Genomic DNA, 15208 nt, shown 5'->3' with positions numbered 1-15208 from the left:
TATTTATGCAATTATACAAAGATAAAGATAATATTATTATTTTACATTACTCAAAGACTACTTTCTGATTTCCCGTAGATGTAAACGGTATGACATTTTTATGTACATTTTCAACAGGTTTAACGTGTGCATCTCTGCCGTAAATATAACTTTGTTCATCAACTATAACTTTATATGCTTTATTTAAATCAAGTGCTCTTTTTTTAGAAGGTATAATCAGATGCGAAATATCATTATGCAAAATTGTAATTTCATTTTCTTTTAGTTCTCCATCAGCAGTAAAAAACTTTTTGATAATTTCATCATTATCTCTAAACTCATCACCTGCATGATTTACTTCTAAATAAAGAGAATACTCGTATCTATCGTCTTTTGTTTTAGGCTCTTGTATGTTTTTAAAACCGTTTGCATCTTGTGCCCAGTGATACCATCCATTTTGAAAAGTATCGTATTCAAATTTTCTTTGAAATACAAAAGTAGAATCTGTTATAGCCCCAACTCCGCTATGACATCCGATGCAATACAGAGTCTCTTCATAGTTTTGAGGTCTAAGCTGACCTTTTGCATCTTCTATAAAACCTTGATAAGTCCATCCTAAACCTGTTTGAAGTCCTTTTTCAGAGTTACCTAGTATAGTTCTTAATCTATCAGGAAAATCATCCTTTTCTTTTATCTCCGTCATTGAATAGTTTTGCATTTGAGAATAAGTATTCCAGTTTGTTTTTTTTGCATAACGCAGCTCTTTCATCCTTGAAGCTATTTTAATCGTATCATTTTCATCAATGTCTATGTATCTTACTGAGTGTAAAAATTCCGTAAATTTCGGATATAACCCCGGAGCTATAAGATATTCGTTTGATTCAAGTTTCTCTTTTGCAAGACCAACATAACTCATAGAAAAGTTGCTTAGTTTTTGAGTTGAAATATTATAGTCCGGTGTATCCCATTTAAACTTTACGGTATCTGCAATATCAAGTGTATTGTTTTGGTTTAAATCAACACCGTATTTATTTTCATCAACACTATCTATCTTTACATCTTTTTGCTTAATGAGTGACTCAACTATAGCTAGGTTTAATTTATATATCTCTAAATTGAAAGTGCCATTTGTGTCTTTTGAAAACAATGCATCTAATCTTATAAGTACATCGTCCGTACTTCCGTTTGTTGGCCAAAACGTACCTAAAAAAGGGTAGTATGCAAATGCACGCCATAAAGTATATTTACCGTTTGGAGTTTTATCAAAGCCTTCATTGTCAAAGTTAAAATAACAATCGGGCATATATCCGTCCCATATACCGTTGCTGTTTACATCCCACTCTTCAGGCAATGAAGATAGTTTGTTTTTTAGTAAAAGATTATTATTTGAATCTTTATAGTTATTTTTTTTAATATACTCTAAAATCTCGGCATCACTAATATTGTTAACTAAAGTAGTACGGTCTTTAAAAAGGTTTATAAAACGGTTGCTTTTTGTATATTCGCTAAAATCAAAACCAGTTTGTAAGTCTGCATCATCGATATAATTTGGAGCTTCAGAATTTATATGGCAGCTAAAACATGGATTATGCTTTATGTCCGTAATGTTATCTTCGGTTTTTGTATAACATTGGCTCGTAACATAAGCAGCTTTATTGTTTATAGGCGTAGTAGATTTAAAATCTATCTTTGTAATAGCTTCGTTTATTTGTGTTGAACTTTCAGATGAATTTTGACATCCATTAAAAAAAACTATTAAAAAAATTATTGAAAAAAGTACATTATATCTCATTGTATATCCTAAAGTAGATAAAGAGGGGTTATCCTCTTTATCTTGTTATTAAAATTTTATTGGTCCTAATACACTTGCACTAGATTGTCCGGCATCGTCAGATGTAGTATCAGGATGTTGAGTTACAACCATCATATATCCAAAACCATTAATATCTTTGTACCAAAACGGAGAGGTAGTCTCAGCACCAAGTGGAGTCGCTATAACTCTTTGAAGTTCTTTTTTCTTAAGATCATAAGCCCATACTATATTGTTTTCATGGTTCCCTGTATCTTCACCTATCATTAAGATATTTGAGTCAGGTAAAAATGTAACATTGTCAGGATTTGAAATTCCATTTAAGTCACACTTATTTCCATTTGCATCTTCATCAATTGGAGTACCTGTAATTACAGCTTGCATACTAATAGCCTGATAAGAGTTATTAACTTCTAGTTCATAAACTGCGCCACAGTCATTAAATGGAAGTTTAATGTCATTGTTAGAACCTTTATCATAAGAATCGTTATCTACGCCGTATTTTTTGTTGTCCTCCATACCTTTTGCAATTTGGCTCATACCGACATAAAGTTTGTTATTCGCCGCATCAAAAGTGATACCTTCTTCCTTTCTGAACTCAGTTGTAGCACCCATCATACCCGCATATCTTCTAGTTTCTAAATATGCCGCTGCTTTATCCATACCTGCTTTAACTCTTAAACACTCTAAACCAAAAGAAGTATTTGCAGGTAAAAAACCGACTGTTGGACATTCATTTGAAGCATTAGGCTCTTCAACATCAAAAATATCGGTAAAATTAAGAGAGTCATTTGTCGTAACATCATCATCAGGATCTAAATAAGCTCTAATCTCTGCATCCGTTGCATGGGCTAGTTCTATCCATGAAATATATGCACTACCACCGTTAAGTGAAGATTTTTGGTGCCATTTTGCGGCATATAAAGTACCTGAACTTAAATCCATCGCTTCATCTGCTACATACATAAATAAACCTACATTATCGCCATCATCGCTCATATAAACAGTTTTATTGTCCGGCATAACGTAACTTAACTCGTGTGACATACGACCCATAGAATAGTGTTTTGTATATACAGAATTTCCGTTTGCATCTATTGTTACTTCAGGTGTCCAACCATAGTAATAAGGATTAGCTTTAGTTAAATCTCCACCCCAATATTTATCGATAAACCCATAGTATTGATCAATTTCTCCGGATGTAACATTTAAATCTCTTGCATTTGGTTCATACTCTTCACTTCCCAAGTGAGATTCCCAAGGTGTTTTCATACCTGCACAGTGAACATATCCTCCAAACTCAGATTTTTGAGAAATAAATTTAAGAGTATTTGCTTTGACGCTAAGTTCACCCGTATTTGTATTTTGAGTAAGTTCATTAATATACATAGAACCTATTTGACATTCAAATTGACTTACCATATAAAGTTTATCATTTTTTTGTAAGATGGATACAAAATCAAGTCCACTACCTGAACCGTTAGGATTTGAAGTACCGTTACATATATATGGATTACCGTCATCCATTTGAAGTGCTGCATCGTTCATATCTTTTGAGAGTCCATAAATCTCTCCGTTATCATTGTCACCCGTGCTAAGTAACTTAGTTGCACTAATAGATTGATTTTGACCGTTTACAGTAACTGTATCAGATACATTTAAAGCATTTTTCTCTTCATCTGTAGATGGAGTTGCAATAGATTTGAAGCTAACACTTAATCCGGCATCCTCTCCATCAACACCTGCTACACCGGATATACCGTCATCACCGTCGCATCCAGTTATACTAACTACTAATATTGTACATGCAATTAAACTTAACCATTTGTTCATTGTATCTCCTAAAGTTTGGTTGTGCTATACTAAGTCAGAGATGTTACAAGATAGTCTCAATTTAGATTCATTTATATTACTTATGGCGACATGATGACAACATAATGACAATATAATTATTGTAGTAATTAAAAATAGAAGGATTTGATATGACAAATGTTTTAGTTCCCTTGGCAAAAGGTTTTGAAGAGATTGAAGCTGTTAGTATTATAGATGTTCTAAGACGTGCTGAAATTAATGTATTTGTAGCTTCTTTGGATGGAAATAAAAACGTTACAGGTGCAAACGGCATAACTCTTCAATGTGACATGGAGATAAATGATGTTTCCGTCGATGATTTGGATATGATTGTGTTACCCGGCGGATGGGGTGGTACATATGCTTTAGCAGAGGATGAAAATATTCAAAGTATTTTAAAACAGATGGATGCAAACGGTAAAAATATAGGTGCTATATGTGCAGCTCCGTATGCACTAAATAAAGCAGGAGTTTTAAAACCGAATTTTACGTGTTATCCGTCTGTGGAAGAAAAAATAGATTTAGACGGTTACCAAGGTGATAAAGCAAAAGTAGTGCAAGAGAAAAATATTATGACTTCTCGCGGACCTGCAACGGCTATATGTTTTGCTTTGGAGATAGTTAAAAAACTAAGAGGTAAAGAAAAATATGAAAAGATTAAATCGGGTTTATTGGCTGATTTTTGCTAAAAAGAAGGACCTTTTCTAATAAATACCAGATTTTTTAAACTTCTATTCTCATCTAAGCTTTTAAACTCTTCCACATTTTTTAGTCTATGTGAAAATTTAAAGCTTGGTGCAAGCTCGTTTATCAAATCTTTAATAAAACTCTCGTCCAAATCCGGTGAGTTTAAACAAGCAAGCAAAGTACACTCTTCACTTGTAATTTGTGGAAGTTTGGTTATTAGTTTTCTATAATCTTTTGTAGCTTCAAAACTCCCTTTTTGAAAAGTAGGCGGATCAATTATTATTAAATCATACGGACCTTTTTTCTTTATACGTGAAAACGATTTAAGTATGTTATACGGTAAAAAACTCACACCTTTAGTATCTATGTCGTTGAGGTGATGATTAGCTCGTCCTGTACTTAGTGCACCTTTACTCATATCTATATTGCTTACACTCTTTGCACCGCCCATTTTTGCGGCAATACTAAATGCACAGGTATATGAAAACAGATTTAGTACGGATTTGTCTTTAGCGTTTTCTCTTACAAAAGCACGACCGTTTTTCATATCGGGAAAGTAACCGCTGTTACGGTTTGATAATAGGTTTAGTTTAAATTTCATACCGTTTTCTATGGCATATACATATTCAGGAAGTTCACCGATTAAAACCTCACTAGGATGACCTTTTATATAGCGTCTTTGAACTACTAAAACTTCATATCCTGAAGCATATGTAAACTCTTCTAGCATCTGTAGCAGTTCTTTTTCATTGTCTTCTTCAAAATAGAGTGCTACACTTAAAATAGCATCTACCGAATCAATAGTTAAATGCTTCCATTCATCATAAATCCCACCTCGTCCGTGAAAAACTCTTTTAAATTCGTTAGTCGTATTTTTTGTGTTTTGTTCAAGTATGGTTTTGAGTTCGTCTATATTCATAAATATCCTACGCTTATATTTTTACCGGTTTTATACCGTTTACAACTGCATAAAGAGTCGGAAGGTATATAAGGTTTAAAAAAGTACCCCATAAAAGACCAAAACCTATAGATAAAGCAATCGGTTGTAAAATAACTGCTTGACCCGTTGCATAAAATATAAGGGTAAAAAGACCTAAAAAAGTTGTCACGGATGTAATAAGAATAGGGCGAAGTCTAAGTTTCGCACGTTTAAAAAATGATTCTGAGTTATGCGTACCGTGTAGAAAATCAAGCATAATTATACCGTCGTTTACAACTACACCCGCAAGACCGAGTATTCCAATGATAGAAGGCATGGTTAGCGGCATCCCCATAAGTTTATGTCCTAAAAGTGCTCCTAATATAGAGAGTGGAATAACACTCATAACCATTAGTGCGTATTTTAGTTTTGAAAAAATAAGAAGCAAAGTTATAAGGATTAAAAATATAGCAACCAATACGGTTCTTTTCATATCCTCTTGCAGGTTTTTATTTTTCTCTTTTTCACCCAAAAGATTAACGTCAATACCTTGTTTTGAAATATCTTCCAAAATAGGCTCAACTTGGTTTAGTATCTCATTAGGCGTTATTTTTCTTTTATCTACGTTTGCATAGAGTGTTTTAACTATATTTCCGTTTAGTTTATCGATTTTTTCATAGTCTCTAACCATAACGATATCTGCTATATCTGTCAGTTTTACAAAGCGTCCATCCTCAAGTGTTAACTCAAAGTTTAAAAGAGTATCTAAATCGTCTTTGTATAAATCTTCTGTTTTTATCTCCATAACACCGTCATTATTAAATGTAGTACTTTGCTTTTTTTCTAAAAAATACGCACTTAATATTCTAGCAATAGCTGCCTCACTAAGACCAAGATTTTCACCGTAAGGATTGATTTTTATCTTGTACTCCATTTTTCCGTAACGGATATTATCGCTGTAGTTTTTAACACCTTCGATTTTTGAAAGAGCCAAGCTTAGTTTTTTTACCGAACTCTCTAACTGTGCATCGTTACTTCCCGAGAGGTTTATTTGGATATCGCTTCTAATAAGTCCGGGTTTGTCTTCCATTACGCCAAGTTCAATCATATTATATTTTGCTCTGTATTTCTCTATAATCTCTCTAGCTCTTGGTGAGAGTTCAAAAGTCTGTTTCAGCCTTATTTTTTCAGGGTCGTTAAAACCCACGTCTTCTGTGAAAATACTAAAGTTCAAAATAGGATTAAGATACTTGTTTATAAAGTTTGTATCGGCTCTGTCGTATAACTCCATTGTTATAAAAAAGACGTTGTCGTTAAGTTCGGTTTCGCCTGCTAGACTTCGCCTATATCCACTTACTGCAGATGTTGATTTAAGTGAAAATTCTTCAGAGTGTTGCATCAGCTCATACTCAATCTCTTTTACTATTTTAAGAGTTTCCTCCAGTGAGGTGTTGATATTTAGTTTTCCAGATACATATAGGTTGTTTCCGTCAAAATTTGGAAAAAATTGAAACTTCATTGATTTGGCGGTAAAAACCGTGAAAATAGGTATTAAAACTAAAAACAGTACGACAAAAGTTTTTTTGTATTTTATATGAAAAGAAAGCACTCTGTTATAAGATTCTTGCAGAGGTTCCCAGTTGATAAAAGATTTACTTTTTTTAAGCATCTCTTCCGCATGAAGCGGCAAGAAGAAAAAGCTCTCTATAAGTGAGCCAAAAAGTATCATAACTACGACAATTGGAACTAAAACTAAAAATAAAGCAATTTCACCTGTTAATAAAAATATAGGTAAGAAAGCTGCTGCGGTAGTTACCGTCGCCAAAGTAACAGGCAACATCATCTCTTTTACCCCTGTAATTGCCGCTTCTTTAGCATCCATACCTTCATCAATATGACGTTGTATATTTTCACCTACGACTATGGCATCGTCAACTACAATACCTATAACGATAAGTGCACCAAGAAGCGAGACTATATTTATGGAATAACCCATATAATATATAAACAATAAGCCGATTATAAATGAAAACGGAATACCTAAAGCTACAATAAAAGCAAGTCTTAGATTTATAAGTATAGATATAGATAAAAAAACAAGTACAAGACCAAACATCAAGTTTGATATAACCGTATTTAGACGGTCTTTTATCGGTCTTGAGCTGTCTTGATAAAAGTTAAACTCTGTACCCGGATAGTTTTTGGATATTTTTTTAACATAGTTTTGAATATATTTTGACAACTCTATTGAGTTACCCGTATCATCTTTTGATATAACAAGTGTAAGAGTTTCTTTATTGTTAAAAGTTGAGATTGTATTTGTAAGTGGATAGTGCCTTTGTACTTTTGCTATATCGCCTAGCTCAATATAGCGTCCTTCGATATTTAAAATACTGCTTTCCCACTCTTTGGTAGAAGTTTTTCCGTTTACCGTAGATATAAATACAAAATTGTCTTTTTGTTCAATGTCACCTATTGGAAAAATGTAAGAAAGATTTGAGATAGCTTCCAAGACACTTTGAGGTTTTAATTCGTAAGCAGATACTGCTTTAGAGTTGATTTTTATAGAGACTTCTTCGTTTGAATCTCCTCTTATTGAGACGTCGCTTATATGTTTTATTCTTGCTATTTTACTTCTAATATCCTGTGATATTTTTGTTAAATCACCGCGAGAAAGGGTAGAGGATGAGACCGATAGTTTTATAAGCGATTTACTTTTATCTAATAGCTTTGCAGTAGGTTCCAACATATCCGAAGGAAGATACTGTTTAGAAGCTACAATAGAATCTTTTACTTTACTTAGTACATTTATTTTATTTGAATGTTCGTTTAGTGTCAAAATAATTATAAACGAACCGGGAATAATAGTCGTTTCTGCTTTATCTATTCCGTTTATGTTACTTAGTGCATCTTCAATGTCACGAACTGCCATCTTATCTATAATGGTGGCACTTGAACCGCTGTATGCTCCGCGTACGCTTATTTTTTCAAGTTCGACATTTGGAAACATCTCTTTAGGGATATTTACATAAGCATTAAAACCCAAATAAGCCAAAAAAATAAGTAAGGTATAGTTAAGAGCTTTGTTATGGATAAAAAATTCTATTAACTTTCCCATTTTGCTTACCTTAGTTTAATTAATTGATATACATCTATAGGTCTGAGTCCAAGTTCATCTGCAATCTGTTTTATTCTGTCGTTTGGATTTGCATCCAGACTTCTGGATTTTAAAATTTTTATACTATTTGTTAAATCTATTTTTCCCATATCATGTAGTTCTTGGAGTGTCCTTCTTCCCAAACTCGTAGGTATGCCTTCTGGTTTTTGCATATTGTTTGATTTTGGTTGCATTATTTTGTAAACTTCGCTGGGTGCTATAGAGTTACTTCTTGCAATGTCTAATAGAGTATCATCTTCCTGAAATGAGATACCTTTTGAGCTTAAATTTTTTTTGGCTTGTTCTAAATCTATATTTTGTCTTTTGGCTATAAAACTGAGTCTGCTCTCTTCGGCATGACCGTAGGGTGGTTCACCATACTCTTTTGCCCAATAGTCTTTTATGCCGTTTTGAAAGTCTATAAGTGATTTTATCGGCTCAAACATATAAAGCGTACCGAGTACAAAAAATATGTTTATTCCAAAAGCTATCAACAGCTCTTTTTTAGTAAACGATATATTTTTACTTTTATCTTTTATGTAGCTTATAAGTGGTTTCCAGTTGTAATAGATATGTAAAAATGCAAAAAACAGCATTGTAAACATAGATGTGGAGTGTATGTCGCCATACTGAGTTTTACTAAGTCCCAGCAGATGCCAGTCAGACCAGTAAGCTATTTTTCCTTGAGGTACAATGTATAGTATAACACCGGTATAGCTCATTATCAAAAACGAAAAAGCAAGGCTAAGTGATGTTATTTTTTTCATATATTTAGTTCCTTTAATTCTTTATTTATATCTTCAACTTCTTTTTGCATACTCATAGCTTCATATATATTTCTGCTTTGTATTAGATGTAGTTTTGCTTCTTTATATTTATTTTGTTTTATATATATATGAGCCATATCTTTTAATATATTTGCTTCTAAAGATATAGATTTTATTTTTTTAGATATTTTAAGAGCTTTATTAAAGTAATCAAAAGATTTAGTATAACTTCCTTGTTTTGAATATATTTGTCCAATTCCTTCAAATGAGTTAGCTATACCTTCTTTATCATCTATCTCTCGTTTAATTTTTAATGAATCATTTTGATATTTCAAAGCTTTATCATAGTCTTCTAATTCTAAAGAAATCTTTCCAAAATGATTATATGTAGTTGCAATATTAGATTTACTTTTTATTTCTTTACTTAAGTTTAGAGAATTATTTAAATATTGTTTAGCTTTATTAAAGTCAGATAGTTTTATATAGATACTTCCTATATTATTTAACGAACTTATAATACCTCTTTTATCGCCAATTTCTTCTTTGATTTTTAAAGAATCATATTGATATTTTAAAGCTTTTTCAAAATCAGATAGTTCTAGATATATACTTCCAATATTGCCAAGAGATGTTGCCACGCCATGTTTATCACCAATTTCTTCTTTAATTTTTAAAGAATCATATTGGTATGTTAAAGCTTTTTCAAAATCAGATAATTCTAAGTACACACTTCCAATATTTCCTAAAGATATTGCAATACCAAATTTATCACCAATTTGTTTTTGTATTTTTAGTGAACTATTAAGATATTCTAGAGCTTTTTCATAATTAGCAGAATTTGTGTATATATTCCCAATATTACCTAATGAGTTTGCGATACCTTGCTTATCACCAAGTTTTTCCTTAATTTTTAGGGATTCAACTTGATATTTTAAAGCCTGATTAAAATCATAAAGTTCAGCATAGATACTTCCAATATTGCCAAGAGATGTTGCCACGCCATGTTTGTCTCCTATCTCCTTACATATTTTTTCTGAATCTTTATGATAATCAAGTGCAATATTATATTTTGATAAATTGTCATAAGCATTACCAAGATTATTTAATGCTACAGCTTGAGCTTTTTTATGTTTATATTTTTTTGAAATTTTTAAAAGTTTATTTGAATAATTAATTGATTTGGAGTACTCTGAAATATTGTTATAAAAATTGCCTAGATAAGAATATAGTATAATCTTTTGATTAGTATTAAGTGTATATTTCAAAGCAATGTTACAAAACTCCAAAGCTAATTGGTTATAACTAATTGAATAGGCTTCATCTATAATTTTGAACAATAAATCTAAGATAACATTATTATATTTAATCTCTTCTTTTAAATAATTTTCATAGTTTTTAATAGCTTTATTAAGTTTATCATTTTTTTCTTCAAAACTATTATCTACTGAGTGGTCAAAAAATGTATGTGCATATTTTGTAGTGGAAAACAGGTCACCTTTTGATTGAAGCAAGCTAAACATTTCATTTGATAATATTAAAACTAATTTAATATTATTTTCATAGATATAATCTCGTTGAAATTGAAGATGTTCTACTATATCTTCTTGTTCTTGATAATTGAAAATATTTACAAGTAATGTTTTGGTTTTATCTATGCTCTTATCAAAAGCTATTGTTTTTAGTAATTCATTAGTAGGTGTAATTTGAAGTAGGTTATGTTCAGATAATAAGTACTCACGAAAACTATCTGAGAGCTTTTGTGTGTCTACACCTATTAAGATTATTCCTGATTCAGATAATCTTTTAATAGCTGAATCTACTCTTTTTAGTTGTAGTTTGTCTTGTGCTAAAAGCTCATCCATAAATTTATAACAGATCTTTTACTATAGGGTTTAATCCATAATGTGCTTGACCGTTAAAGTAAGCATATACAAGCCCATCTCTAAGACACTCTGCTAAAGAGCTTTTGTCCTCTTCATCTATTTTATGGTTTTCTTTTACTTTTTCTAAAAACTCAGATTTGAATTGAACTCTAGTTGATAAATTTCCACCGATTTGTTCTAATGCACTCTCAACTTCAGGTATATCTATAATTTCACTCTCTAAAATATCTAGTGCTTCTGTGGAAGCTTTAGATATAATGTTTAAAAGTTGTCTTATATTTCCACCGCTTTTTTCTATTATGAATTCTATTGCTTTGGGAGTTATAAGCTCTTTATTCTCAAGCCTTGAATCTATTACATCTTTTAAAATATTTATATTTTTTATTTTATTTGTATTTTTATCTATCTCCATTGTAAAATCAATAGGAGATATGCTTGAATCTACTCTGTTTTTTAAATATATTGGCATAGTAACTATTTTATAACACTCTATATTTTGAAGTATCGATATATCTTTTGTGAAAATATCATCTATACTGTCGTTATTGTTTAGTTTTTCTAAACCGTCAAGTATAAAAAGTATCTCTTTATCAGTGTTAGATAATCTTTTGTATGTTTTGATAAGAGAATTTATAATATCTAAAAGATCTTTTGTTTTAAACTGATATATCTTTTTAGCTTCTTCTCTAATATCACTGTCAATTGTATAAGTAGCTGTAAAGTCTTGCTTTGCTGTAAAAAAGTTAAAGAAGTTAAAACCTGTAGATACTTTAGTATCTGCTCCTAATTTAGCATTTTCTTTATTGCTTTCAGTAGAGGTAAGTTGTAGTTCATTATCATTAACTTGTTGTAACTGTGTAAGCTTTTCTTCAAACTCATCTTTCAACTTTTTCGTTTTTGCACCGTCTAATCTGCTATTGTCAAGTAAGTCAAAGCCAATAATTAAAAGAATATCCACTATATCTATGTTGTCATGGCTACGGAATTGTTTAGCCTCAAAATGTCTTATATCATATCTACCAAAAATATCACTTTCACGTTTTAGGTTATTTAATATGCTACTTTTTCCATTACCACTTTGTCCTGCAATGAAAAATATGTTTTGATATACTTCATTTCTTTTGATATTTCCAATAAATCTTTTAAGTTTTTTGTCATATATATTTATAAAAAAATCATGTTCATCTTCACTTAAAGGTTTATTTCCTTGGAAAGAATTATATATATCTTCAAGTGTTTTTGCTTTTTTTAGCATTTTAATCCCTAAAATTATTTGACTAGTATTATATCAAATATTATATTTTTTCCCAAAAAGTACCGTTTGGAGTATCCATAATATTTACTCCGTAAGTTAAGATTTCATCCCTTAATTTATCTGAAGTTTCAAAGTCTTTTGCTTTTTTTGCTTCGTCTCTTTTTTCAATCAATGCATCTATCTTCTCTTTTGTATCTGCATCTATACCAAACTGAAAATACTCATACGGGTTTTTAACGCCAAAACCAAGGACTTCTTCAATGAAAGCCAGATTTGCCATAGTCTCTTTTTTTAGATTTTTATGTTTGCCTGCAGTATCTAGTGTTTCGTTAGCTTCTGATATCATCTCATCTATCAAAGCGAGTGCTGATGAAATATTTAAATCATCACCTAATGCATCTAATAGTTTTGTTTGAAACTCTGTTTGTATATCTGAAGAAACTAAACCAAAAAGACGTTTTTTCAGTCTGTATATTTTGTCAAGCCTTTTTTTGGAAGATTCAAGATCTTGGGTATTAAAGTTAAAGTTGCTTCTATAATGTGTACTTAAAAGATAAAACCTTAAAACCTCTCCGTCATATACTTTTAGTGCATCTTTGAGAAAAAAGCTATTTCCAAGAGATTTACTCATCTTTTCACCGTCTATATTTACAAAACCGTTATGCATCCAATAGTTTGCGAGTTTATGATTAGTCGCACATCTGGTCTGTGCCGCTTCGTTTTCATGATGCGGAAAAAGTAAATCTGCTCCGCCTCCGTGAATATCTATCGCTGCATCTGTACCGTTTTGTGCAAGGTGTTTTTCTATCATAGCCGAACATTCTAGATGCCATCCCGGACGACCTTTGCCAAAAGGGCTCTCAAATGTAACGGAACCGTCTTTAACACTCTTCCATAGTGCAAAGTCGGCTGGATTTTTTTTCAAACTTGAACTCTCAACTCTCTCTTGTCTGTCTTCATCGTCTTGAACTCTTTTAGATAGTGAAAGATACTCACTGTCGCTTGAAGTGTTAAAGTAAACATCACCCTCATCGGTAGCGTAGGCATGACCTTTATCTATGAGTTTTTGGATAAGTTCGTACATAGCTTCTAAACTCTCAGTAGCCTTTGGCTCCAAGTTAGGTCTTTTTACACCGATTTCAGCCATCTCTTTATGAAAAGCTTCCGTGTAAAAGTCTGTTATCTCTTTTATATCTTTTTTTTCATCGATTGCTTTTTTAATTATTTTATCGTCTATATCCGTGATATTTCTGGCATATGTAACTTCATAGCCTTCAGCTCTTAATACACGTGATAACAAATCAAAAACCAAAGCAGATTTTGCATGACCAAGGTGCGCATCATCATAAACAGTAGGTCCACATACGTAAAGGCTGACTTTGCCTTCAACTTGCGGTTTAAACTCTAGTTTTGTTTTTTGTACTGAATCAAATATATGCACCGATAAAATCCTTGAAAATTAAAAGTAAAATAGTAAATATAATTATACCTACAATAAGGTATATAGTGTTTTTTGAGCGAAGTATATCAAAAAAGTTTTTAACTCCGTAGGCTTTTATTGTTAAAGAAAAACTTGCAAAACCGCTTAGTGTAGATGCAAGGGCTAATCCGCTAACTCCAAAAGGACTTATAAAACTTAGAGCAAATACTATGTATGTTAGTAGTGATATAGTTGCGATTTTTGCCGCTTTCATTTGTAATTCTTTTGAATAAAGCCATAATAAAAACAGTTTTTGAAGACCAAAAGGCAAAAGACCTATCATATACATTTGCAGTACAAGTGTAGTGTTTTTAGTATCATCAGCACTAAATGCACCACGCTCAAACAATAGCCATGTAATCTCGTGAGTTAATATAAATCCGCCAATCGTACTTAAACTAAGTATAGTTCCTAAAAACCAAAAAGCTTTTTTCATATACTCTCTGGCTTTATCTTCGTCATCGTTTTTCAGGTATCTTGCAATTTTTGGGAATAGGGCAATTGATGTTGCTATTGCAAAAAGAGCAAGTGGAAGCTGAAAGATACGGTTGGCATAGTAAAGGTAAGAGATTGATCCCGTTACTAAAAACGAGGCTAAAAAGGTATCTAAAAAGGCTGAGATTTGAGCAGTTGAATTACCCCACATAGCAGGAAAAAACTGACGTTTGAATTTTTTAGTCTCATGGGTAATTTTTTTAGATTTTACTTTTAGATACTTTATACCGCCTATTATCAAAGGAAAAAGCCCAAGTTTTTTTATGACTACTAGATGCACTAAAAGTTGTAAAAGTCCACCTATAACTACACCGTAACTTAGATAGTACACTATTTCGGCATTAGTTTTGTTTTGTGAGAAATATAAAGCACCGATAAGCGATAGATTTAGTAAAGCCGTAGAGAAAGCGGTAGTTGCAAAGTGATGTTTATACTGAAGCATCGTACTTAAAAAAGTAACTGCAAATATAAGAGGCAGATACCAAAAGTTTATGGCAACATATGGTGATGCAATCTCAATAGTTTTGGCTTCAAATCCAACTGCTATAGCTTTTGTAGCCAAATGTGGAAACAGGTTTACCAAAAGTGTTAAAATTAAAATAATTGAGATAAATACTAAAAATATATTTACTAAAAAAACACCTTTGTGTAGCGAGCGTACAAAAGCAGGGATAAACACTTGGGTAAATGCACCTTCTGCAAAGATACGGCGAAATAGATTTGGTAGTTTAAATGCGACAAAAAATATATCGCTATAGATATTTGCACCAAGTGCAGATGCAGTTAACAAATCTCTTAAAAATCCTAAGATTCTGGAAAACAAAATCCCAAAACTGTTGGTAAATATGGCTTTAAACATTGGTATTATTATTGCTTCTTATGCTTGTAATTAAAATAAATAGTTATTTTTACGATATTTTAACAA

Annotated in this window: 10 protein-coding genes; 1 reads left to right on the top strand and 9 read right to left on the bottom strand. The window is 31.7% G+C overall.

Annotated features, from left to right (window positions below):
- Positions 1–46: 46 nt before the first annotated feature.
- Together FJR48_RS06660 and FJR48_RS06655 are read right to left on the bottom strand one after the other, a co-directional pair.
- Entirely contained in the window at positions 47–1771 is a 1725-nt protein-coding gene (locus FJR48_RS06660; protein WP_241856025.1) for a hypothetical protein, read from the bottom strand.
- A gap of 48 nt (positions 1772–1819) precedes the next feature.
- Entirely contained in the window at positions 1820–3622 is a 1803-nt protein-coding gene (locus FJR48_RS06655; protein ID WP_152307367.1) for a PhoX family protein, read from the bottom strand.
- 149 nt (positions 3623–3771) lie between these two features.
- On the opposite strand from FJR48_RS06655, the gene FJR48_RS06650 reads away from it, so the two are divergent.
- Entirely contained in the window at positions 3772–4329 is a 558-nt protein-coding gene (locus tag FJR48_RS06650) for a DJ-1 family glyoxalase III (RefSeq protein WP_152307366.1), read from the top strand.
- Here the strand turns inward: FJR48_RS06650 and FJR48_RS06645 are convergent.
- Genes FJR48_RS06645 through murJ form a run of 7 tightly spaced genes read right to left on the bottom strand, consistent with a single transcriptional unit; the run spans position 4326 to position 15142 of the window.
- Positions 4326–5246, bottom strand: a complete 921-nt coding sequence (locus tag FJR48_RS06645; RefSeq protein WP_152307365.1) for a class I SAM-dependent methyltransferase — start codon at positions 5244–5246, stop codon at positions 4326–4328. The two genes, FJR48_RS06650 and FJR48_RS06645, sit on opposite strands and share 4 nt — an antisense overlap.
- A gap of 13 nt (positions 5247–5259) precedes the next feature.
- On the bottom strand, positions 5260–8364 hold the full coding sequence (locus FJR48_RS06640) for an efflux RND transporter permease subunit (protein WP_152307364.1): 3105 nt from the start codon (positions 8362–8364) through the stop codon (positions 5260–5262).
- Between the two features lie 5 nt (positions 8365–8369).
- Positions 8370–9170 carry a DUF4405 domain-containing protein gene (locus FJR48_RS06635; protein WP_152307363.1) on the bottom strand — a complete coding sequence of 267 codons (801 nt, stop codon included), beginning with the start codon at positions 9168–9170 and terminating at the stop codon, positions 8370–8372.
- A complete protein-coding gene (locus tag FJR48_RS06630; protein WP_152307362.1) occupies positions 9167–11032 on the bottom strand; it encodes a tetratricopeptide repeat protein in 1866 nt (621 codons plus the stop codon). The genes FJR48_RS06635 and FJR48_RS06630 overlap by 4 nt, the downstream gene beginning before the upstream one ends.
- A gap of 4 nt (positions 11033–11036) precedes the next feature.
- Positions 11037–12308: a hypothetical protein gene (locus tag FJR48_RS06625; protein ID WP_152307361.1), complete on the bottom strand. Its 1272-nt coding sequence runs from the start codon at positions 12306–12308 to the stop codon at positions 11037–11039.
- A gap of 40 nt (positions 12309–12348) precedes the next feature.
- Entirely contained in the window at positions 12349–13749 is a 1401-nt protein-coding gene (gene cysS, locus FJR48_RS06620) for a cysteine--tRNA ligase (RefSeq protein WP_152307360.1), read from the bottom strand.
- Entirely contained in the window at positions 13736–15142 is a 1407-nt protein-coding gene (gene murJ / locus FJR48_RS06615; RefSeq protein ID WP_152307359.1) for a murein biosynthesis integral membrane protein MurJ, read from the bottom strand. Before murJ ends, cysS begins: the two co-directional genes overlap by 14 nt.
- Positions 15143–15208: the final 66 nt, after the last annotated feature.

The organism is Sulfurimonas lithotrophica (assembly GCF_009258225.1).
Taxonomy (GTDB): domain Bacteria; phylum Campylobacterota; class Campylobacteria; order Campylobacterales; family Sulfurimonadaceae; genus Sulfurimonas; species Sulfurimonas lithotrophica.
The sequence above is the reverse complement of the archived record's forward strand: the minus strand, read 5'-3'. Positions and strand labels throughout refer to the sequence as shown.

Coding starts and splice junctions, on each gene's coding strand:
- FJR48_RS06660 (WP_241856025.1), bottom strand. CDS start 1,771: ATGAGATATAATGTACTTTTTTCAATAATTTTTTTAATAGTTTTTTTT.
- FJR48_RS06655 (WP_152307367.1), bottom strand. CDS start 3,622: ATGAACAAATGGTTAAGTTTAATTGCATGTACAATATTAGTAGTTAGT.
- FJR48_RS06650 (WP_152307366.1), top strand. CDS start 3,772: ATGACAAATGTTTTAGTTCCCTTGGCAAAAGGTTTTGAAGAGATTGAA.
- FJR48_RS06645 (WP_152307365.1), bottom strand. CDS start 5,246: ATGAATATAGACGAACTCAAAACCATACTTGAACAAAACACAAAAAAT.
- FJR48_RS06640 (WP_152307364.1), bottom strand. CDS start 8,364: ATGGGAAAGTTAATAGAATTTTTTATCCATAACAAAGCTCTTAACTAT.
- FJR48_RS06635 (WP_152307363.1), bottom strand. CDS start 9,170: ATGAAAAAAATAACATCACTTAGCCTTGCTTTTTCGTTTTTGATAATG.
- FJR48_RS06630 (WP_152307362.1), bottom strand. CDS start 11,032: ATGGATGAGCTTTTAGCACAAGACAAACTACAACTAAAAAGAGTAGAT.
- FJR48_RS06625 (WP_152307361.1), bottom strand. CDS start 12,308: ATGCTAAAAAAAGCAAAAACACTTGAAGATATATATAATTCTTTCCAA.
- murJ (WP_152307359.1), bottom strand. CDS start 15,142: ATGTTTAAAGCCATATTTACCAACAGTTTTGGGATTTTGTTTTCCAGA.